At 70.9% G+C, this 20,117-nt stretch carries 19 protein-coding genes; 12 read left to right on the top strand and 7 right to left on the bottom strand.

Annotated features, from left to right (window positions below; genetic code table 11):
• Positions 1 to 105: 105 nt before the first annotated feature.
• Together ACFYZ3_RS31580 and ACFYZ3_RS31575 are read right to left on the bottom strand one after the other, a co-directional pair.
• Positions 106 to 1,479, bottom strand: coding sequence for an aspartate aminotransferase family protein (locus ACFYZ3_RS31580; RefSeq protein ID WP_361011550.1), 1,374 nt, complete (start codon positions 1,477 to 1,479; stop codon positions 106 to 108).
• A gap of 2 nt (positions 1,480 to 1,481) precedes the next feature.
• Positions 1,482 to 1,997: an Lrp/AsnC family transcriptional regulator gene (locus ACFYZ3_RS31575; protein WP_007444925.1), complete on the bottom strand. Its 516-nt coding sequence runs from the start codon at positions 1,995 to 1,997 to the stop codon at positions 1,482 to 1,484.
• Between the two features lie 165 nt (positions 1,998 to 2,162).
• Here ACFYZ3_RS31575 and ACFYZ3_RS31570 point away from each other — a divergent pair, with 165 nt between their 5' ends.
• Both ACFYZ3_RS31570 and ACFYZ3_RS31565 read left to right on the top strand, forming a co-directional pair.
• A complete protein-coding gene (locus ACFYZ3_RS31570) occupies positions 2,163 to 3,602 on the top strand; it encodes a gamma-aminobutyraldehyde dehydrogenase (RefSeq protein ID WP_388524835.1) in 1,440 nt (479 codons plus the stop codon).
• A gap of 176 nt (positions 3,603 to 3,778) precedes the next feature.
• Complete coding sequence (locus ACFYZ3_RS31565) at positions 3,779 to 4,318, top strand: HXXEE domain-containing protein (protein ID WP_388524833.1); 540 nt, start codon at positions 3,779 to 3,781, stop codon at positions 4,316 to 4,318.
• Positions 4,319 to 4,330: 12 nt separating this feature from the next.
• On the opposite strand, the gene ACFYZ3_RS31560 is transcribed toward ACFYZ3_RS31565, so the two are convergent.
• From ACFYZ3_RS31560 to ACFYZ3_RS31550, 3 genes are all read right to left on the bottom strand, one after another.
• Entirely contained in the window at positions 4,331 to 5,506 is a 1,176-nt protein-coding gene (locus ACFYZ3_RS31560) for a serine hydrolase domain-containing protein (protein WP_388524932.1), read from the bottom strand.
• A 193-nt stretch (positions 5,507 to 5,699) separates the two neighbouring features.
• Positions 5,700 to 6,401: a glycerophosphodiester phosphodiesterase gene (locus ACFYZ3_RS31555; protein ID WP_388524830.1), complete on the bottom strand. Its 702-nt coding sequence runs from the start codon at positions 6,399 to 6,401 to the stop codon at positions 5,700 to 5,702.
• 30 nt (positions 6,402 to 6,431) lie between these two features.
• Positions 6,432 to 7,493, bottom strand: coding sequence for an adenosine deaminase (locus ACFYZ3_RS31550; RefSeq protein ID WP_164272066.1), 1,062 nt, complete (start codon positions 7,491 to 7,493; stop codon positions 6,432 to 6,434).
• A 156-nt stretch (positions 7,494 to 7,649) separates the two neighbouring features.
• Between ACFYZ3_RS31550 and ACFYZ3_RS31545 the strand changes: the two genes are divergently transcribed.
• Positions 7,650 to 8,336, top strand: a complete 687-nt coding sequence (locus ACFYZ3_RS31545) for a DUF4190 domain-containing protein (protein WP_388524828.1) — start codon at positions 7,650 to 7,652, stop codon at positions 8,334 to 8,336.
• 58 nt (positions 8,337 to 8,394) lie between these two features.
• On the top strand, positions 8,395 to 8,844 hold the full coding sequence (locus ACFYZ3_RS31540) for a DUF4190 domain-containing protein (RefSeq protein WP_388524826.1): 450 nt from the start codon (positions 8,395 to 8,397) through the stop codon (positions 8,842 to 8,844).
• A 38-nt stretch (positions 8,845 to 8,882) separates the two neighbouring features.
• Here ACFYZ3_RS31540 and ACFYZ3_RS31535 read toward each other — a convergent pair whose 3' ends face one another.
• Positions 8,883 to 9,542: an NADAR family protein gene (locus ACFYZ3_RS31535; protein WP_388524823.1), complete on the bottom strand. Its 660-nt coding sequence runs from the start codon at positions 9,540 to 9,542 to the stop codon at positions 8,883 to 8,885.
• Positions 9,543 to 9,714: 172 nt separating this feature from the next.
• Here ACFYZ3_RS31535 and ACFYZ3_RS31530 point away from each other — a divergent pair, with 172 nt between their 5' ends.
• The 8 genes from ACFYZ3_RS31530 (at position 9,715) to ACFYZ3_RS31495 (ending at position 19,474) form a co-directional block, all read left to right on the top strand.
• Positions 9,715 to 11,250, top strand: a complete 1,536-nt coding sequence (locus ACFYZ3_RS31530) for a gamma-aminobutyraldehyde dehydrogenase (RefSeq protein ID WP_388524820.1) — start codon at positions 9,715 to 9,717, stop codon at positions 11,248 to 11,250.
• A gap of 64 nt (positions 11,251 to 11,314) precedes the next feature.
• On the top strand, positions 11,315 to 12,562 hold the full coding sequence (locus ACFYZ3_RS31525; protein WP_388524818.1) for a PotD/PotF family extracellular solute-binding protein: 1,248 nt from the start codon (positions 11,315 to 11,317) through the stop codon (positions 12,560 to 12,562).
• 5 nt (positions 12,563 to 12,567) lie between these two features.
• Entirely contained in the window at positions 12,568 to 13,743 is a 1,176-nt protein-coding gene (locus ACFYZ3_RS31520) for an ABC transporter ATP-binding protein (protein ID WP_388524815.1), read from the top strand.
• The gene (locus ACFYZ3_RS31515) at positions 13,743 to 14,672 is read left to right on the top strand and encodes an ABC transporter permease (protein WP_361011585.1); all 930 of its coding nucleotides are present in this window, start codon (positions 13,743 to 13,745) and stop codon (positions 14,670 to 14,672) included. Before ACFYZ3_RS31520 ends, ACFYZ3_RS31515 begins: the two co-directional genes overlap by 1 nt.
• Positions 14,673 to 15,479: an ABC transporter permease gene (locus ACFYZ3_RS31510; protein WP_388524812.1), complete on the top strand. Its 807-nt coding sequence runs from the start codon at positions 14,673 to 14,675 to the stop codon at positions 15,477 to 15,479.
• Between the two features lie 34 nt (positions 15,480 to 15,513).
• Positions 15,514 to 16,941, top strand: a complete 1,428-nt coding sequence (locus ACFYZ3_RS31505) for an NAD(P)/FAD-dependent oxidoreductase (RefSeq protein WP_388524809.1) — start codon at positions 15,514 to 15,516, stop codon at positions 16,939 to 16,941.
• Positions 16,942 to 17,063: 122 nt separating this feature from the next.
• Positions 17,064 to 17,522: a hypothetical protein gene (locus ACFYZ3_RS31500; RefSeq protein ID WP_388524806.1), complete on the top strand. Its 459-nt coding sequence runs from the start codon at positions 17,064 to 17,066 to the stop codon at positions 17,520 to 17,522.
• A gap of 134 nt (positions 17,523 to 17,656) precedes the next feature.
• Positions 17,657 to 19,474: a chitinase gene (locus tag ACFYZ3_RS31495; protein ID WP_388524803.1), complete on the top strand. Its 1,818-nt coding sequence runs from the start codon at positions 17,657 to 17,659 to the stop codon at positions 19,472 to 19,474.
• On the opposite strand, the gene ACFYZ3_RS31490 is transcribed toward ACFYZ3_RS31495, so the two are convergent.
• Positions 19,413 to 20,117: a phosphatase PAP2 family protein gene (locus ACFYZ3_RS31490; protein ID WP_388524799.1), complete on the bottom strand. Its 705-nt coding sequence runs from the start codon at positions 20,115 to 20,117 to the stop codon at positions 19,413 to 19,415. The genes ACFYZ3_RS31495 and ACFYZ3_RS31490 overlap by 62 nt on opposite strands.

The following is a 20,117-nucleotide window of genomic DNA, read 5'->3' as shown; positions in this document are numbered from 1 at the left end:
TCGCCGCGGAGGAAGCCGGACAGCACGCGGCCCCGGGCCGCCGTTCTCACTCGAACGGACCGCTCCGGGGCCGGTGATGATCACCTCAGCGGATGATCGGGACGATCAGAGCTTCGTCCATGCCTCCGTCAGCGTGGCGCGCAAAATCTGCTCGATCTCGTCGAAGGTCTCCTGGTTGGAGATCAGTGGCGGGGCGAGCTGGATGACCGGGTCGCCGCGGTCGTCGGCACGGCAGTACAGGCCGTTCTCGAAGAGCTTCTTGGAGAGGAAGCCGTACAGGACGCGCTCGGTCTCCTCCTCGTTGAAGGACTCCTTCGTGGCCTTGTCCTTGACCAGCTCGATGCCGTAGAAGAAGCCGTTGCCGCGGACGTCGCCGACGATCGGCAGGTCGTGCAGCTTCTCCAGGGTGGCGCGGAAGGCGCCCTCGTTGTCGAGCACGTGCTGGTTGAGGCCCTCGCGCTCGAAGAGGTCGAGGTTGGCGATGCCGACCGCGGCGGAGACCGGGTGGCCGCCGAAGGTGTAGCCGTGCAGGAAGGTGTTGTCGCCCTTGTAGAACGGCTCGGCCAGGCGGTCGGAGATGACGCAGGCCCCGATCGGGGAGTAGCCCGAGGTCATGCCCTTGGCGCAGGTGATCATGTCCGGGACGTAGCCGAACTTGTCGCAGGCGAAGGTCGTGCCCAGGCGGCCGAACGCGCAGATGACCTCGTCCGAGACGAGCAGCACGTCGTACTGGTCGCAGATCTCGCGGACCCGCTGGAAGTAGCCGGGCGGGGGCGGGAAGCAGCCGCCGGCGTTCTGCACGGGCTCCAGGAAGACGGCCGCGACCGTCTCCGGGCCCTCGAAGAGGATCTGCTGCTCGATCTGGTCGGCGGCCCAGCGGCCGAAGGCCTCGGGGTCGTCGCCGAACAGCGGAGCGCGGTAGATGTTGGTGTTCGGCACCTTGTGCGCGCCGGGGACCAGCGGCTCGAAGGGGGCCTTCAGGGCGGGCAGGCCGGTGATGGACAGGGCGCCCTGCGGGGTGCCGTGGTAGGCCACCGCGCGGGAGATCACCTTGTACTTGGTGGGCTTGCCGGTCAGCTTGAAGTACTGCTTGGCGAGCTTCCAGGCGGTCTCGACCGCCTCGCCGCCGCCGGTGGTGAAGAAGACCTTGTTGAGGTCGCCGGGGGCCTCGTTCGCCAGGCGCTCGGCCAGCTCGACGGCCTTGGGGTGGGCGTAGGACCACACCGGGAAGAAGGCGAGCTCCTGCGCCTGCTTCGCGGCGGCCTCGGCCAGCTCCGTGCGGCCGTGTCCGGCCTGGACCACGAACAGGCCGGCGAGGCCGTCGAGGTAGCGCTTGCCCTTGTCGTCGTAGATGTGGGTGCCCTCACCGCGGACGATGGTGGGGACGGGGGCGTTCTCGTACGACGACATGCGGGTGAAGTGCATCCACAGGTGGTCGTACGCGGTCCGGCTGAGGTCCTTGGGGCTGTCGGTGCTCACGATTATCGGGTTCCCCACATATAGGTCTGCTTCTTGAGCTTGAGGTAGACGAAGCTCTCGGTGGAGCGCACGCCGGGCACGGCCCGGATGCGTCGGTTGATGACCTCCAGGAGGTGGTCGTCGTCCTCGCAGACGACCTCCACCATCAGGTCGAAGGAGCCCGCGGTCATCACCACGTACTCGCACTCGGACATCGCCGACAGCGCCTCGGCCACCGACTCCACGTCGCCCTCGACGTTGACGCCGACCATCGCCTGGCGCCGGAAGCCCACCGTGAGCGGGTCCGTGACGGCGACGATCTGCATGACGCCCTGGTCGAGCAGCTTCTGGACGCGCTGGCGCACGGCCGCCTCCGACAGGCCCACGGCCTTGCCGATGGCGGCGTACGGCCGGCGGCCGTCCTCCTGGAGCTGCTCGATGATGGCGAGGGAGACGGCGTCCAACTGGGGACCGCCGTTCCTGGACTCGCGGGAGTCCTTCTGGTCTGCGCTTCGACTGGCCACGGCTTCACTGTGCACGACGTATCGACAGTTTCGCAAGGCCGGATCGATGAAATTCGTTGTCTGAGTCGCTTCAATCTGCGGATATCGCAACGCTGAGGGGAGTGGGGGTGTTGAAAACGTCGGCACTCCGTCTAGGGTGGGTGTCTCAGTTACTGGACACCCGAACTTGGAGGGCCGGCAGTGAGCACCGAGCTGCGTCGTCTGCGCAATTACATCGACGGTGAGTTCCGGGACGCCGCCGACGGACGGACCACGGAAGTGGTCAACCCCGCCACGGGCGAGGCGTACGCGACCGCTCCCCTGTCCGGGCAGGCGGACGTGGACGCCGCGATGGCGGCCGCCGCGGCGGCCTTCCCGGCGTGGCGGGACCTGGTCCCGGCGGAGCGGCAGAAGGCCCTGCTGAAGATCGCGGACGCGTTCGAGGAGCGGGCCGAGGAGCTGATCGCGGCCGAGGTGGAGAACACGGGCAAGCCGATCGGGCTGACCCGCTCCGAGGAGATCCCGCCGATGGTCGACCAGATCCGCTTCTTCGCGGGCGCGGCGCGGATGCTGGAGGGCCGTGGCGCCGGCGAGTACATGGAGGGGCTGACCTCCTTCGTGCGCCGCGAGCCGATCGGTGTCTGCGCGCAGGTCGCGCCGTGGAACTACCCGATGATGATGGCCGTGTGGAAGTTCGCCCCGGCCCTCGCCGCGGGCAACACGGTCGTCCTCAAGCCCTCGGACACCACCCCGGCCTCCACCGCCCTGATGGCCGACATCATCGGTTCGATCGTCCCCAAGGGCGTCTTCAACGTCGTCTGCGGCGACCGCGACACCGGCCGCCTGATGGTCGAGCACGAGACTCCGGCGATGGCCTCCATCACCGGATCGGTGCGGGCCGGCATGTCGGTCGCCGAGTCGGCCTCCAAGGACCTCAAGCGCGTCCACCTGGAGCTGGGCGGCAAGGCGCCGGTCGTCGTCTTCGAGGACACCGACATCCCCAAGGCCGTCGCGGGCATCTCGGAGGCGGGCTACTTCAACGCCGGGCAGGACTGCACGGCGGCCACCCGCGTGCTGGTCCACGAGTCGGTCCACGACGAGTTCGTGAGCGCGCTCGCCAAGGCCGCGTCGGAGATCAAGACCGGGCAGCCGGACGACGAGGACGTGCTGTACGGCCCGCTCAACAACCCGAACCAGCTCAAGCAGGTCTCCGGGTTCATCGAGCGGCTGCCCGCGCACGCCAAGGTCGAGGCGGGCGGCCACCGGGTCGGCGACAAGGGCTACTTCTACGCCCCGACCGTCGTCTCCGGCCTCAAGCAGGACGACGAGATCATCCAGCAGGAGGTCTTCGGCCCGGTCATCACCGTCCAGTCCTTCCGCGACGAGGACCAGGCCGTCGAGTGGGCCAACGGCGTCGAGTACGCGCTGGCCTCCTCGGTGTGGACCAAGGACCACGGCCGCGCGATGCGGATGTCCAAGAGGCTGGACTTCGGCTGCGTGTGGATCAACACCCACATCCCGCTGGTCGCCGAGATGCCGCACGGCGGCTTCAAGAAGTCCGGCTACGGCAAGGACCTGTCGGGCTACGGCTTCGAGGACTACACGCGGATCAAGCACGTGATGACGTCGCTGGACATGTGACCCCACTTACGTGACCCCACGCATGTGAGCCCACGCATGTGGGCCCACGCCGTGTGACCCCACGCCGTGTGCGCGGCCCCGGACGGCTCGCGATCGCGCGGGACGGCTCGGCCGGGGGAGCGGGCGGAGTTCGCGAAGCGTGGAACGGGATGGTCGGGGTGCAGCAGACTGATCATGTGATGAATTCATCGGGTGATGAAGCGGTCGAGGGTGCGGTCACGCTGGGACTGCTGGCCGCCTGGGTCCTGCACGACCTCGAAGAGCTGGCGACCGTGCCGGGCTGGTGGCGGCGCAACCTCCCCGCCCTGCGCGAGCGGTACCCGACCGTCCCGGAGGCCGTGTGGCGGCGGGCCGGGTCGGTCGAAGGGCGGGAGTTCGCGGTGGCGGTCGGCGCGATGGCCGCGGTCGTGGCCTCCGCGTCCGTCGCCGGACGGCTGACCGGCGGCCGCTCGGCCACGTACCAGACCGCGCTCAACGCCTTCGGCCTGCACGGCCTGGTCCACCTCGCGCAGGCGGGGCTGGTACGCGGATACACGCCCGGGTCGGCGACCGCGCCGCTGATCGTCGTCCCGTTCACCCTGTGGGCCCGCCGCCGGCTGCGCCGTGCCGGTGTCCTGCGTGCCACCCGCCCGCGCGACCTCGCCGTGGGGCTGGGTTTCGCGGGGGCGGCGACGGTCGCGGCGCACGGGGTGGCACGGCGGCTGACACGGGGGTGAGAGGCGGCGGGGCTACTTCAGCGCGGCCGCCGTGATCGCGTCGAGCACCGGGTTGCGCTCCGTGCTCTTGGCGTCGGTGGCGTTGACCGAGTACACGAGGGTGCGGGAGAGGTCGCGGGTACCGCCGATGAGGGCGCTGTAGCCGTAGCGCGAGCCCGACTTGCCCCAGAAGACCTGGCCGTTCACCACCGTGTACTCCAGCCCCGCGCTGCGCTGCGCTTCGGGCAGGCCCGGCGGGGTCGTGAACATCTCCTCCAGCTGCGGCTCCGGCACGATCCGTCCCCGGAAGAGCGAGGTGAGCAGGCGTTCCAGGTCGGCCGTCGTCGAGATCATGTCACCGGCCGCCCAGCGGTCCGCCTGGTTCCACTCGGTCACGTCGAGCAGCTCCGTGGTGCCGTCCGGCCGCTCCACCGTCTGGTAACCCCGGTTGTGCGGGCCCCGGATGCGCGGGTCGGTGCCCGGGAAGTACGTGTGCGACATCCCGGCCGGGCGCAGGACCAGGCGCGTGGCCTCGGCGGCGTAGGAGCGTCCCGTCACCTTCTCGATCAGCAGGCCGAGGATCGTGTAGTTGATGTTGAGGTAGTGCTGCTGGTCGCCCGGGTCGAACTCCGGCCCGTTCGCGATCGCCGACGCCGCGACCTCCCGGGGCGTCAGGGTGTCGAAGCGGTGCGCGTACAACTCGGCGAAGTCGTCGCCGAGCCCGTCGCCCGCCGGGATGCCGCTGGTGTGGTTGAGGAGGTGGCGGACGCTGATCGGCTGGGAGAAGTCCGACGTGAACAGCTCGGGCAGGTAGTCCTGCACCGGCGCGTCCAGGTCGACGCGGTCCTGCGACGCGAGCCGCAGGACGGTGGCGGCCGTGACGACCTTGGTGATCGAACCGGCCCGGAACCGGGCGTTCGGCTGCGCCGGCCGGCCACTGGCCAGGTCGCGCACGCCCGCGCTGCCGCGCCAGTCGCCGTCGGTGCGTCCGGCCCGCACGAGGGCGGCGGTGGCGTCCTCACCCGGGACCATGGCGAGGGCGGCGCGCAGCGCCTTCGCGTCCGGTACGTCTGCCACGTCCGGCCGGTCCCGCGGGTGCGCGGCTGTGGCCGGGGTGGGCGGCCCGGCGAACGCGGGGGCCGCCAGGGGGCCGGCGGACAACGCGAGTACCAGGCAAGCGGCGAGGGAGGAGGAGGTACGGGCACGCATCGGCAGCTCCGGGTTCCGGGGTGGCGCGGGACGGTCAGTGATCATCCTTGTGCGCCCCTTGCCGGGCCGGATCGTCGGCGAGGAGGGCCTCCACCCCGAACCGGACCTCGGGGAACCCGCGTACACAGGGCGGGACTTGTTCGGGATCACCCCTACGGGCCGGCTGTCGCGGGCCCCGTGCACGCCCCGCCGTCTACCGGGCGAGCCCGTCCCGCAGGGCGGTCAGCACGTCGATGCGGTTGGTGGTGATCGAGTCGACGCCCACGGCGCGCAGCCGGCGCATGGTGCGGCGGGTGTCGGGGGTCCAGACGGAGAGCAGGAAGCCGTCGCGGTGGACGCGCTCGGCCAGGGCCCGGTCCACCAGGCCGAAGCGGTAGTTGAGCCACCGGGGCCGCACCGCCGCGAGCAGCGCGGGCCGGGGCGGGGCCGCCGTGGTCCAGGTCATGGCGATCTCGGCGGCCGGGTCGGCGGCCCGCACGGCGAGCATGGCGGCGGCGCCCGCGGTGTAGTACACCCGGTCCCGCGCGCCGCACTCGCGGACCACGTCCACGATGCGCCGCACCGCCCGCTCGCCCGGACCGCCCGGCAGGTCCAGCATCAGCCGGCTGCCGTCGGTCGCGGCCAGCGCCTCGGCGAGCGTGGGCACGCCGCCCGCCGTCAGCCCGCGCACCTCGTCGGCCGACAGGGAGCGCAGCGGCCGGTCCTGCTGCCACAGCCGCTTCAGCGTCTCGTCGTGCATCAGCACCGGCACCCCGTCCCGGGTGAGGCGTACGTCGGTCTCGACCGCGTCCGCGCCGCGCTCCAGGGCGGAGCGCAGCGAGCCGAGCGTGTTCTCGCGGTGCCGGTAGGGGTCGCCGCGGTGGGCGACGGCGGTCAGGGCGCGCGGGGTGTCCATGGTGGGGGCAACTCTCGGTGGGCGAGGTTCTCAGGAGGCGAGCCAGGCGGCGGTGTACGTGTCGATCTCGTCGGCGATCCGGGCCTTGCCCGGCGCGTCGAGGAAGGAGGCCTCGACCCCGTTCTTGGCGAGGTCGGCGAGGCCGCGCTCGTCGAGGCCGAGGAGGCGGGCGGCGACCGCGTACTCGTTGTTGAGGTCGGTGCCGAACATCGGCGGGTCGTCGGAGTTGATCGTCACCAGGACGCCGGCGCGGGTGAACTCCTTGATCGGGTGCTCGTCCAGGGTGCGCACCGCGCGGGTGGCGATGTTCGAGGTCGGGCACACCTCCAGCGGGATGCGCCGCTCGGCGAGGTGGGCGAGGAGCTTCGGGTCCCGGGCGGAGCTGGTGCCGTGCCCGATGCGCTCGGCGCGCAGGTCGGTGAGGGCGTCCCACACGGTCTGCGGGCCGGTGGTCTCGCCGGCGTGCGGCACCGAGTGCAGGCCCGCGGCGATCGCGCGGTCGAAGTACGGCTTGAACTGCGGGCGGGCCACCCCGATCTCGGGTCCGCCGAGCCCGAAGGAGACCAGCCCCTCCGGGCGCAGCCGGTCGTCGGTGGCCAGCCGCGTCGTCTCCTCGGCGGACTCCAGACCGGCCTCTCCGGGGATGTCGAAGCACCAGCGCAGCACGGTCCCGAACTCGGCCTCGGCCGCCTTGCGGGCGTCCTCGATCGCGTCCATGAAGGCGCCCTCGTCGATGCCGCGCCGGGTGGAGGAGAACGGTGTGATGGTCAGCTCGGCGTACCGCACCTGCTGCCGGGCCATGTCCCGGGCCACCTCGTAGGTCAGCAGCCGGACGTCCTCCGGGGTGCGGATCAGGTCGACCACGGACAGGTACACGTCGATGAAGTGCGCGAAGTCCGTGAACGTGAAGTAGTCGACCAGTGCCTCGGGGTCGGTGGGGACCTTGGAGTCGGCGTGGCGCGCGGCCAGTTCGGAGACGATGCGCGGGGAGGCGGAGCCGACGTGGTGGACGTGCAGTTCGGCCTTCGGCAGTCCGGCGATGAAGGCGTGCAGGTCGCGCGGGACGTCGGGGTCGACGAGGTGCTCGGTCAAGGGTTCCTCCCCAAGGCGGCGCCCACGGGCCGCGCGGAGCGGCGGCGGGCACGGGTGATCGGCTGATCGGTCGTTCGGGGATCATCGTAGGCCGGTCTCACGCCCGGCGGCCCGGGACCGTAGCATGGCGGGCACGAACGACCGGGGGGACAGGACATGACGGACGCGATACGGCCGGAGGGGGAGCCCTCCGGCGGGCACGACCCCTGGGCGCCCCCGGAGAGCGGGCCGTCCCTGGACAAGGGCCCCGGTGCCGGCGTCGGTGCCGGGCAGCCGCAGCAGCCACCCCAGCAGCCCCAGCCGCCCGCCTCGGACGCGCCGCCCCCCTGGCAGCCGCCGCCGGGCGTGCACGACCAGGCGACGGTCACGTCGATGCCCGGCGCCGGGTTCACCGGCCCCGAGTCCGCGGTGCCCCCGCCACCCGTCGCGCCCGGTGGCGCCGGTGTCCCCGGCGGGTACGGCTATCCCGGATACGGCCAGGGCTACGGCTGGCCCGGCATGCAGATGCCGCCGCAGAACGGGCTCGGCACCGCGTCGATGGTGCTGGGCATCCTCGCCTGCGCGTTGTTCTGCCTGTACGGCGTGGTCTCCCTGGTGCTCGGCATCCTCGCCGTGGTCTTCGGCATCAAGGGCCGCCGGAAGGCGGAGAGCGGCCTGGCCAACAACCACGGGCAGGCGCAGGCCGGCTTCGTCATGGGCATCATCGGCATCGTGCTCGGTGTCGCCGTGATCGTCCTGATCGCCATCGGGATCACCGCCGCGATCAACGAGGACTCGGACTACGACGACCCGTACTACGGCTCCTCGCGCCCCGTGCCCGTCTCCGTGACGGCGGAAAGCTGAGCTCCTCCCCGCAGGGTTGCCTCTACGATGTCAAGCTCCAACGAGGGGAGAGCAGTTCATGTCGTACTCCAATCCCGGACCCGGGGACTACGGGCCGCCGCCGCAGCCGGGGCAGCCGCCCGCGGGGGGCTACGCGTACCCGCAGTCCGCGCCCGGGTACGGCTATCCGAACCAGGGGGCCGGGTACCCGGCAGCCCCGCCGGTGGGCTACCCGCAGGGGCCCGGCTACGGCATGCCGATGCAGCCGAGCAACGGCATGGGGACCACGGGACTGGTCCTCGGCATCATCGGCGTGGTGTGCAGCCTGACCTTCTTCCTCTGGTTCTTCGGCGTGATCCTGGGCATCCTCGGGATCATCTTCGGCGCGATCGGCCGGGGCAAGGCCACCCGGGGTGAGGCCACCAACAAGGGCGCCGCGACCGCCGGTCTCGTGCTCGGCATCACGGCCACGGTGATCCTGCCGCTGCTCGGCTTCCTCGCCTTCGCGAGCCTGATGAGCGTCGCCTGAGCCAGGCGCCGGTGAGGGGGGCGGCCCGGGGCCGCCCCTCAGTCCTTCCAGTCTCCGCCCGCGCGCAGCCGCTCTCTGGCCGCCATCAGCGCGAAGCCCAGCAGATTCGGCCCCCGCCAGCGCTCCGGGTCCACCGCCGCCTCGTCGTCCGCGGCAAGGCCGATGCCCCACACCCGGTCCACGGGGCTCGCCTCCACGAGGACTCTCTCGCCCGTCGCCAGCAGGAACGCCCGCAGCGCCGGGTCCGCGGCGAACTTGTGGACGCTGCCCTCCACCACGATCCGGAAGCGCTCCCGCTCCCACACCGCCTCGTCGAAACCGCGCACGAGCCGGCCCGCCTTCTTCGCCTCTGCGGGATGAGCGGCCGCCAGCACCCGCCGCTCGGCCTCCGCGTCCTCGAAGAGCCGGGCCTTGCCCGCCATCATCCAGTGCTCGGCCGTCGCGTACTCCACCCCGGCCACCGTGAACGGCGACGGCCACCACTGGCTCAGACAGCTCGGCCCGAGCCTGCCGTCCGGGAGCGGCCGGTGCCCCCAGAAGCACAGGTACTTGATCCGCGCGCCCGCCCGGACCCGTCCGACCAGCGCCTCCCGGCTGTCCGCGCCCCCCACTGCCCCCGCGCTCTGCGGCGCCTCCGGGTCCCGCTCCGCCCCCGTGATCTTCTCCATGCATGCGAGTGTGGCACGCGCCACTGACACTCCGTCCGTCCTTTTCCGCGGCGACTCGACACCTGGTCGACAGATTCCGTCGCGTAACCAAATGGCAACAACGGAATCACTTGTTGGAGGCCTAGTGCTCTGTCAGGATCGGCACTCACATCGAGCCTGAGCCACGGCGGCCCCCGCCACGGGGAGACCGAGGAGAGCCGACATGCACAACCCGGGCAACGCCACCCCGGACCGATTCCCGGCCCAGGACCGCTTCGCGGACGGGGCCCAGTACATCGCGGGCCGTCTCACGAAGGGCACCTCCGGACGGACGCACACCGTCCTCGACCCGGCCACCGGCGAGGACGTCCTGACCTACGAACTCGCCGGACCCGACGACGTCGACGCGGCCGTCGCCGCCGCGCGGGCGGCGTTCCCCGGCTGGGCCGGCGCCACCCCCGGCGAGCGCTCCGACGCCCTGCACCGGTTCGCCGCCGTCCTCGCCGAGCGGGCCGAGGACTTCGCCCGCGCGGAGTCGTTGCAGTGCGGCAAGCCGCTGAAGCTGACCCGCGAGTTCGACGTGCCGGGCACGGTGGACAACGCGGCCTTCTTCGCCGGAGCCGCCCGGCACCTCCAGGGCCAGTCGGCGGGGGAGTACTCCGGCGACCACACCTCGTACGTCCGCCGCGAGCCGATCGGCGTGGTCGGGTCGATCGCGCCCTGGAACTACCCGCTCCAGATGGCGGCCTGGAAGATCCTCCCGGCGATCGCCGCGGGCAACACCGTCGTGCTCAAGCCCGCCGAGATCACCCCGCTCACCTCCCTGATGTTCGCCCAGGCGGCGACCGAGGCCGGGATCCCGGACGGCGTGATCAACATCGTCAGCGGTACCGGACGGGAGGCCGGCGAGCATCTCGTCGCCCATCCCGACGTCGCCATGACCTCCTTCACCGGGTCCACCGCCGTCGGCAAGCGCGTCGCCGAGGTCGCCACCGCCACCGTCAAGCGCCTCCATCTGGAACTCGGCGGCAAGGCCCCCTTCCTCGTCTTCGACGACGCCGACCTCGACGCCGCCGTCCACGGCGCGGTCGCGGGCGCGCTCATCAACACCGGCCAGGACTGCACGGCCGCCACGCGCGCGTACGTGCAGCGGCCCCTCTACGAGGCGTTCGTCGAGCAGACCGCCGCCCTCATGGACACCGTCCGCGTCGGCGACCCCTTCGCGCCCGGCACCGACCTCGGCCCGCTGGTCAGCCACGTCCAGCGGGACCGCGTCGCCGCCTTCGTCGACCGGGCCCGCTCCTACGCGCGCGTGGTGTGCGGCGGCGAGGCCCCGCAGGACGACCTGAAGGACGGCGCCTACTACCGGCCCACCCTGATCGCCGACGCCGCCCAGGACAGCGAGGTCGTCCAGTCCGAGATCTTCGGCCCGGTCCTGGTCGTGCTGCCCTTCGACACCGACGACGAGGGCATCCGGCTGGCCAACGACACGCCGTACGGGCTCGCCGCCTCCGCCTGGAGCCGGGACGTGTACCGGGCGAACCGCGCCACCCGCGAGATCAAGGCGGGCTGCGTGTGGATCAACGACCACATCCCGATCATCAGCGAGATGCCGCACGGCGGGTACAAGGCGTCCGGCTTCGGCAAGGACATGTCCGCCTACTCCTTCGAGGAGTACACGCAGGTCAAGCACGTCATGTTCGACAACACCGCGGTGGCGGCCAAGGACTGGCACCGCACCGTCTTCGGGGACCGGTAGGACCGACAGCCATCACGCCAGGCCGCCGACCACGGCCGACCCACCCGAAAGGGCAACCACGCGCATGGAGCAGTACGAGCCAGACCGCCTGTCCCCGGCCCAAGCGGCCGCCGTGCGGCGCTCACTCAGGAGCGGCAGGGCCGCCCTCACCCGCCGTTCGCTGCTGCGCGCCTCCACGGGCGGCGCGCTCGCCGTCGGCGGCCTCGGCCTCCTGAGCGGCTGCGGCATCCCGGCGGCCGGCAAGACCGAGGGCGGCGTCTCCGCCGAGGACCACTCCAAGGAGGAGAAGCAGGTCCGCTTCTCCAACTGGACCGAGTACATGGACGTCGACGAGAGCGGCAGGCGGCACCCCACGCTGGAGGCGTTCACCAAACGCACCGGCGTCAAGGTCACGTACACCGAGGACATCAACGACAACAGCGAGTTCTTCGGCAAGATCCAGCCGCAGCTCGCCGCGGGCCAGGAGACCGGACGCGACATCATCGTCCTCACCGACTGGCTGGCCGCCCGCCTGATCCGCCTCGGCTGGGTCCAGAAACTGGACCCGGCCAACCTGCCGCACGCCTTCACCAACCTGTCGCCCCAGTTCCGCAACCCCGACTGGGACCCGGGCCGCGCCTACTCCTACCCCTGGCAGGGCATCTCGACCGTCATCGCCTACAACAAGAAGGCACTGGACGGCATCGAGGTCAAAACGGTCTCCGACCTGCTCGACAACCCGAAGCTCAAGGGCCGCGTCGGCTTCCTCACCGAGATGCGCGACACCATGGGCATGACGCTGCTGGACATGGGCAAGGACCCGGCCCGCTTCACCGACGACGACTACGACGCGGGGATCGCCCGGCTCCAGAAGGGCGTCGACCGCGGTCAGATACGCCGCTTCACCGGCAACGACTACACGTCCGACCTCAGCAAGGGCGACTTCGCGGCCTGTCTGGCCTGGGCCGGTGACGTCGTCCAGCTCAAGGCCGACAACCCCGACATCGACTTCGTCATCCCGGACAGCGGCTACGTCACGTCCAGCGACAACATGCTGATCCCCAACAAGGCACGGCACAAGACCAACGCCGAACGGCTCATCGACTACTACTACGAGCCGGGCCCGGCCGCGGAACTCGCCGCCTACATCAACTTCGTCTGCCCCGTCGACGGCGTGAAGGACGACCTGGCGAAGATCGACGAGAACGCGGCGAACAACCCGCTGATCATTCCCGACCAGGCCATGCAGGCCAGGTCGCACTCCTTCCGCTCCCTGAGTTCGAAGGAAGAGACGGCATACGAAGAGAAGTTCGCGAAGCTCACCGGGGCGTGACGACGATGACGACGAATCCGACGAAGAACCAGAAGGCCGCGCAGGACGGCGGCGGCGACGTCCGCCTCGCCGGCATCAGCAAGACCTACGGCTCCTTCACCGCCGTGCACCCGCTCGACCTGACCGTGCCCCAGGGCTCCTTCTTCGCCCTGCTCGGCGCCTCCGGCTGCGGCAAGACCACCACCCTGCGCATGATCGCCGGACTGGAGGAACCGAGCGGTGGCACCGTCCACCTCGGCGACCAGGACGTGACCGCGCTGCCGCCCTACAAACGGCCGGTCAACACGGTCTTCCAGTCCTACGCCCTCTTCCCGCACCTGGACATCTACGAGAACGTCGCCTTCGGCCTGCGCCGGCGCGGCATCAAGAGCGTGAAGAAGCAGGTCGGTGAGATGCTCGACCTGGTGCAGCTCGGCGAGCAGGCGCGCAAGAAGCCGCACCAGCTCTCCGGCGGCCAGCAGCAGCGCGTCGCCGTCGCCCGCGCCCTGATCAACCACCCCAAGGTGCTGCTCCTCGACGAGCCCCTCGGCGCCCTCGACCTCAAGCTGCGCCGCCAGATGCAGCTGGAGCTCAAGCGCATCCAGACCGAGGTCGGCATCACCTTCGTGCACGTCACCCACGACCAGGAGGAGGCCATGACGATGGCCGACCAGGTCGCCGTGATGAACGCGGGCCGCGTCGAGCAACTGGGCGCCCCCGCCGACCTGTACGAGAACCCGCGCACCACCTTCGTCGCCAACTTCCTCGGCACCTCCAACCTCATCGAGGCCGAGGTCGACACCCGCAGCGGCGACGACGTCGTCGTGAAGGCGGCCGGTGACAAGCTCGTCCTGCCGGGCGCCCGGTGTTCCGCCCCGGCGAAGGCGGGCGGCAAGGTCCTGGTCGGGGTCCGCCCCGAGAAGATCGGCCTCACCCACGCGGACGACGCGGGCTCCATCCCCGAGGGCCGCAACCGCGTCACCGGCAGGATCAGCAACACCAGTTTCATCGGCGTCTCCACCCAGTACGTCGTGGACTGCGCCGCCTGCCCCGAGTTCGAGGTCTACGCCCAGAACATCGACCGCGACCCCCGTCTCGCGCCCGGCGCCGAGGTCGTCCTGCACTGGAACCCGGCGCACACCTTCGGTCTGGACGCGGCCCAGGACATCGACGCCGGTGTGGCAGAGGGCGAGGCCGCCTGATGGCCACCCTCACCGAGGCGCCACCGCCGCTCTCCCCGCCCGCGCCCGAGAACAAGCCCCCGCGCAAGAGGGGCCGCTGGACGCCGTACTGGCTGCTGCTGCCCGGTATCCTGTGGCTGGTCGTGTTCTTCGCGGCGCCGATGATCTACCAGGCCTCCACGTCCGTGCAGACGGGCTCGCTGGAGGAGGGCTACAAGGTCACCTGGCACTTCGCCACCTACTGGGACGCGCTGACCGAGTACTGGCCGCAGTTCCTGCGCTCGGTCGCCTACGCCGCCTCCGCGACCGTGCTGTGCCTGCTGCTCGGCTACCCGCTCGCGTACCTCATCGCCTTCCGCGCGGGCCGCTGGCGGAACCTGATCATGATCCTGGTGATCGCGCCGTTCTTCACCAGCTTCCTGATCCGCACCCTGGCCTGGAAGACCATCCTCGCCGACGGCGGGCCGGTGGTCGGCGCCCTGAACACGCTGCACGTCCTGGACGTGACCAGCTGGCTCGGCTGGACCGCCGGCGACCGGGTGCTGGCCACGCCGCTCGCGGTGGTCTGCGGTCTGACGTACAACTTCCTGCCCTTCATGATCCTGCCGCTCTACACCTCCCTGGAGCGCATCGACGGCCGGCTGCACGAGGCGGCGGGGGACCTGTACGCGAAGCCCTCCACGGTCTTCCGCAAGGTCACCTTCCCGCTGTCCATGCCCGGCGTCGTCTCCGGCACCCTGCTGACCTTCATCCCGGCCACCGGCGACTACGTCAACGCCTCCCTGCTGGGCTCGGCCGACACCGGGATGATCGGAAACGTGATCCAGTCCCAGTTCCTGAGGGTGCTGGACTATCCGACCGCGGCCGCGCTCTCGTTCATTCTCATGGCCGCGATTCTCGCCATGGTCACCTTCTACATCCGCCGGTCCGGGACGGAGGATCTCGTTTAAATGACCTTCGTCAACTGGTTCAAGCGCCATATGGTCGTGATCGCCGGACTGCTGACGCTCGCGTATCTGCTGCTGCCGAACGTCGTCGTCACGGTGTTCTCGTTCAACAAACCGAACGGGCGCTTCAATTACGAGTGGCAGCAGTTCTCCACGGACGCCTGGAAGGACCCGTGCGGGGTCGCCGGGCTGTGCGGTTCCCTCTCGCTCAGCCTCCAGATCGCCCTCTGGGCGACGCTGGGCGCCACCGCGCTCGGCACCGCGATCGCCTTCGCACTGGTCCGCTACCGCTACCGCTTCCGCGCGCGGGGCGCGATCAACTCGCTGATCTTCCTGCCGATGGCGATGCCCGAGGTCGTGATGGCCGCCTCGCTGCTCACCCTCTTCCTCAACATGGGCGCTCAGCTGGGCTTCTGGACGATCCTGATCGCCCACATCATGTTCTGCCTCAGCTTCGTCGTGACGGCCGTCAAGGCGCGCGTGATGTCGATGGACCCGCGCCTGGAGCAGGCGGCGCAGGACCTGTACGCCGGTCCCTTCCAGACCTTCGTGCGGGTCACGCTGCCCATCGCCGCCCCCGGCATCGCGGCCGGCGCGCTGCTCGCCTTCGCGCTGTCCTTCGACGACTTCATCATCACCAATTTCAACGCGGGTTCGACCGTCACCTTCCCCATGTTCGTGTGGGGATCGGCCCAGCGCGGAACGCCCGTTCAGATCAATGTCGTCGGCACGGCCATGTTCGTCGTCGCCGTACTGTTCGTTCTGGCCTCCATGATCGTCGGCAACCGCCGGAATCGCCGCAAGGCATGAAGCACATCGGTGTGACCCGTAGGGAGTTGAAATCATGGCCCCTGGCGCCATGAGCCGCAGCAACGACTGGACGAAACCCCTTTCCGACGCCCAGCCGGTCCCGTACTGGCTGGACGACCCGGGCCGTCCCCGCCCCGAGGCCGCCCTCACCGGCCCCGAGACCTGCGACCTGCTGGTCGTGGGCGGCGGCTACAGCGGGCTGTGGACCGCGCTGCTCGCCAAGGAGCGCGACCCGGAGCGGGACGTGGTGCTGATCGAGGGCCGCGAGGTGGGCTGGGCCGCCTCCGGCCGCAACGGCGGATTCTGCGCCGCCTCCCTCACCCACGGGCTGTCCAACGGCCTCACCCGCTGGCCGGACGACATCCACCGGCTGGAGGAGCTGGGCGCCCGCAACCTCGACGCGATCGAGGCGGCGGTCGCCCGCCACGGCCTCGACTGCGACTTCGAACGCACCGGCGAGATCGACGTCGCCACCGAGCCCTACCAGGCCCGGGAGCTGGAGGAGTGGTACGAGGAGCTCCGCGCCAAGGGCCTGGCCGAGGGCATCGAGTACCTGGACGCCGAGGCCGTGCGGGAGCAGGTCGGCTCACCCACCTTCCGGGCGGGCCTCTGGGACCGGCGGGGCGTGGCGATGGTCAACCCCGCCAAGCTGGTCTGGGGCCTCAAGCGCGCCTGCCTCGCGCTCGGCGTACGCGTCTACGAGCGCACTCCCGCGCTCACCCTCAAGCCGCACGGCGCCGGCATGGCCGTACGCACCCCGTACGGCGGGATCCGCGCCCGCACGGTCGCACTCGGCACCAACGTCTTCCCGAACCTGGTCCGTCGGGTGCGCTCGTACACCGTCCCCGTCTACGACTACGCCCTGATGACCGAGCCGCTCAGCGACGGGCAGCTCGCCTCCGTCGGCTGGAAGAACCGGCAGGGGCTGGGGGACAGCGCCAACCAGTTCCACTACTTCCGCCTCTCCCGCGACAACCGGATCCTGTGGGGCGGCTACGACGCCATCTATCCCTACGGCGGCCGGGTGCGTGCCGAGTACGACCACCGCCCCGAGACGTACGCCAAGCTCGCCGGGCACTTCTTCACCTGCTTCCCGCAACTGGAGGGCGTCCGCTTCACGCACGCCTGGGGCGGCGCCATCGACACCTGCTCGCGCTTCTCGGCGTTCTTCGGCACCGCGCACCGGGGCAGGGTGGCGTACGCGGCCGGGTACACCGGCCTCGGTGTGGGCGCGACCCGGTTCGGCGCGGAGGTGATGCTCGACCTGCTGTCGGGGGAGCGCACCGAGCGCACGGAACTGGAGATGGTGCGCACGAAGCCGCTGCCGTTCCCGCCCGAGCCGTTCGCCTGGACCGGCATCGCGCTCACCAAGTGGTCGCTGGCCCGCGCGGACGCGCACGGCGGCCGGCGCAACCTGTGGCTGCGGACCATGGACAAGCTGGGGCTGGGCTTCGACAGCTAGCGGCCACCGCCCGTGTGACCCGGTTCACCCCAACGAGGAACCGCAACCCGCGTAATGCGGCCGGGAGACCTCCCTCTCCCTCGTGACGCATCCCGCGTCGACGAGTGAAAGGGAGGTTTCACATGCCTGGTGCGAAGACGGCGGTCGCGTGGCTGGCATCCGTCGCACCGGATCCCGGGTCCTGCCGCCGGGACTGGGAGCGCGACCCCTCGGGCGTCGCGCTGCTGCCCGCCGGCAAGGCCTGGGACGTGCTCATCCTGCCGAGCAGGCTCGGCTATCCGACCCTGGACGTGCTCTCCCGCGTCCTGGACCAGCCAGGACCGGTGCTCGCCGACTTCGGCGACGCGCGCACGGGCTTCTTCGTGCCGGCCGGCACGGCGGCCCGCTGGCTGGGCACCGGCATCCGGACCGCCGGGCTCGGCACCTGGATCGTGGTGCCCCACCCCGGCGGGCTGTCGTCCGGCGGCACCCGCTGGCTGATTCCGCCGGACGGGACCGGGACCCTCACCGATCCCTCGCTTCTGGAGCTGGCGATGCACGAGGCGGCGGCGGCTCTCGCGGTGGAGGAGAACGAGGGGTAGCGGCAGGTGAAGTACAGGTGAGGCACCGGTGAGGTGCGCAAGGGGTTGACAACAGAATTGGTCTGGACCAAATTGGGCGCGCTCCACCCTCCCCATCTCCCCCATGTCCGGAGGCACTTGTGGAACGCGCACGCGTGCAACGCGCCAGACCTCTCGCCCGCCGCCCCCTCGTCACCCTGCTCACGGCCGCGGCTCTCGCCGCGTCCGGCCTGACCGCGCTCACGTCGGCCGCCCGTGCGGCCGACGCGGACCTCGCCCGCAACGGCGGCTTCGAGTCCGCGCTCGACGGCTGGACCTGTACGGCGGGCACGACCGTGACCTCGCCCGTGCACGGCGGCACGTCGGCCCTGAAGGCCACCCCGGCAGGAGCGGACAACGCCCGCTGCTCGCAGACGGTGTCCGTCAAACCGGACTCGCAGTACACGCTCTCCGGATACGTCCGGGGCACCTACGTCTACCTCGGCGCGAGCGGCACCGGCACCACCGACGTCTCCACCTGGGCCCAGTCCGCCCCCGACTGGCAGCAGCTGACGACCACCTTCCGCACCGGCCCCTCGACCACCAAGGTCACCATCTACACCCACGGCTGGTACGGCACCGGCGCCTACCACGCCGACGACATCTCCCTCACCGGCCCCGGCGGTGAGACGCAGCAGCCCCCGGCGGTCCCCGGCGGCCTGAAGACCGGCTCCGTGACCTCCTCCAGCGTCACCCTGTCCTGGTCACCGGTGCCGGGCGCGACGGGCTACGTCGTCTACCGCAACGGCAGCAAGGTCAGCACGGTCACCGGCACCTCCGCCACCGTGTCCGGCCTGACCCCGTCGACGGCGTACTCCTTCCAGGTCACCGCGGTCAACGACGCGGGCGAGTCGGCGCGTTCGGCCACGGTCACGGCGACCACCGCCCAGCGCCCGGACGACGGCGGCGGCTCCTCCGACCTTCCGGCCCACGCCCTGGTCGGCTACCTCCACGCCAGCTTCGCCAACGGCTCCGGCTACACCCGCATGGCCGACGTGCCCGACAGCTGGGACGTCATCGACCTGGCCTTCGGCGAACCCACCTCGGTCACCTCCGGAGACATCCGCTTCGAGCGCTGCCCGGTCGCCGAGTGCCCGAACGTGGAGAGCGACGCCGAGTTCAAGGCGGCGATCAAGGCCAAGCAGGCGGCCGGCAAGAAGGTGCTGATCTCCATCGGCGGCCAGAACGGCCAGGTGCAGCTCACCAGCACCGCCGCCCGCGACAAGTTCGTCTCCTCCGTCTCCGCGATCATCGACGAGTACGGCCTGGACGGCCTCGACATCGACTTCGAGGGCCACTCGCTCTCCCTGAACGCCGACGACACGGACTTCAAAAACCCGAAGACCCCGGTCATCGTCAACCTCATCTCGGCCGTGAAGACCCTGAAGGCCAAGTACGGCGACGACTTCGTGCTGACCATGGCCCCGGAGACCTTCTTCGTCCAGCTCGGCTACCAGTACTACGGCACCGGCAAGTGGGGCGGCCAGGACCCGCGGGCCGGGGCCTACCTGCCCGTGATCCACGCCCTGCGCGACGACCTGACCCTGCTGCACGTCCAGGACTACAACTCGGGCTCCATCATGGGCCTCGACAACCAGTACCACTCCATGGGCGGCGCCGACTTCCACATCGCCATGACCGACATGCTGCTCACCGGCTTCCCGGTCGCGGGCGACGCGAACAACGTCTTCCCGCCGCTGCGCCCGGACCAGGTCGCGATCGGCATGCCGGCCTCCACCCAGGCGGGCAACGGCCACGTCTCCCCGGCCGAGGTCACCAAGGCCCTGAACTGCCTGACCAGGAAGACCGACTGCGGCTCGTACGCGACCCACGGCACCTGGCCGGACCTGCGCGGCCTGATGACGTGGTCGATCAACTGGGACCGTTACTCGAACTGGGAGTTCCAGAAGAACTTCGACGCGTACTTCGGCTGACGTCCCGCGGGGTCCGGCCGGGCGGGGTCCGGCGGTCCACCAGCCGGACCCCGGCCAGCAGCACCACCCCCAGGCACCAGCTCGCCACCACGTCCAGGGGCCAGTGGTAGCCCCGCCGCACCAGCCCGTAGGAGGTGCCGAGCACCAGCAGGGCGCACAGCACGACCAGCGTCCGCCGTACGGCCGGCGCGCGCAGCCGTCCGAGCAGCAGCACCGTCGCCGCGCCGTACGCGACGAGGGCCGTGGCGGTGTGGCCCGAGGGGTAGTAGCCGGTCGCGGGCGGCACCGCCGGGGTGCCGGGGCGGTCGGTCCACTCCTTCAACGGCGCGACCAGCGCCGGCACCAGCACCATCGCCAGGACCCCGGCCAGGGGCGGCAGCCACCAGAGGCCGACACCCGCGACCCGCCCGTGCCACGCCGCGTACGCCAGCGCCACGACCAGGACCGGCACCGCCACCTGCACGTTGCCGAGGTCGGACAGCAGCTCGGAGAACCGGTCCGGGTGGACGAGCGCCCCGCTCAGCCGCTCGTCCAGCCCGACCAGCGGGCCGTCGGCGACGACCTGCCAGGTGATCAGCGCGAAGAGGAGCACGGGAAGCCCGACGAGGGCGGGCAGGGCGCGTGGCGGGGCGGAGACCGGCAT

The organism is Streptomyces sp. NPDC001599, assembly GCF_042893535.1.
Taxonomy (GTDB): domain Bacteria; phylum Actinomycetota; class Actinomycetes; order Streptomycetales; family Streptomycetaceae; genus Streptomyces.
Note: the sequence above shows the minus strand (reverse complement) of the source record. Positions and strands in the feature narration are given on the sequence as shown.

Bases quoted from the DNA above. Each gene is read 5' to 3' on its own strand.
- ACFYZ3_RS31540 (WP_388524826.1), top strand. From the start codon at position 8,395: ATGTCGTACTCCAATCCCGGACCCGGGGACTACGGGCCGCCGCCGCAG.
- ACFYZ3_RS31520 (WP_388524815.1), top strand. From the start codon at position 12,568: ATGACGACGAATCCGACGAAGAACCAGAAGGCCGCGCAGGACGGCGGC.
- ACFYZ3_RS31510 (WP_388524812.1), top strand. From the start codon at position 14,673: ATGACCTTCGTCAACTGGTTCAAGCGCCATATGGTCGTGATCGCCGGA.
- ACFYZ3_RS31515 (WP_361011585.1), top strand. From the start codon at position 13,743: ATGGCCACCCTCACCGAGGCGCCACCGCCGCTCTCCCCGCCCGCGCCC.
- ACFYZ3_RS31530 (WP_388524820.1), top strand. From the start codon at position 9,715: ATGCACAACCCGGGCAACGCCACCCCGGACCGATTCCCGGCCCAGGAC.
- ACFYZ3_RS31545 (WP_388524828.1), top strand. From the start codon at position 7,650: ATGACGGACGCGATACGGCCGGAGGGGGAGCCCTCCGGCGGGCACGAC.
- ACFYZ3_RS31560 (WP_388524932.1), bottom strand. From the start codon at position 5,506: ATGCGTGCCCGTACCTCCTCCTCCCTCGCCGCTTGCCTGGTACTCGCG.
- ACFYZ3_RS31525 (WP_388524818.1), top strand. From the start codon at position 11,315: ATGGAGCAGTACGAGCCAGACCGCCTGTCCCCGGCCCAAGCGGCCGCC.
- ACFYZ3_RS31490 (WP_388524799.1), bottom strand. From the start codon at position 20,117: ATGCCGGTCTCCGCCCCGCCACGCGCCCTGCCCGCCCTCGTCGGGCTT.
- ACFYZ3_RS31555 (WP_388524830.1), bottom strand. From the start codon at position 6,401: ATGGACACCCCGCGCGCCCTGACCGCCGTCGCCCACCGCGGCGACCCC.
- ACFYZ3_RS31505 (WP_388524809.1), top strand. From the start codon at position 15,514: ATGGCCCCTGGCGCCATGAGCCGCAGCAACGACTGGACGAAACCCCTT.
- ACFYZ3_RS31500 (WP_388524806.1), top strand. From the start codon at position 17,064: ATGCCTGGTGCGAAGACGGCGGTCGCGTGGCTGGCATCCGTCGCACCG.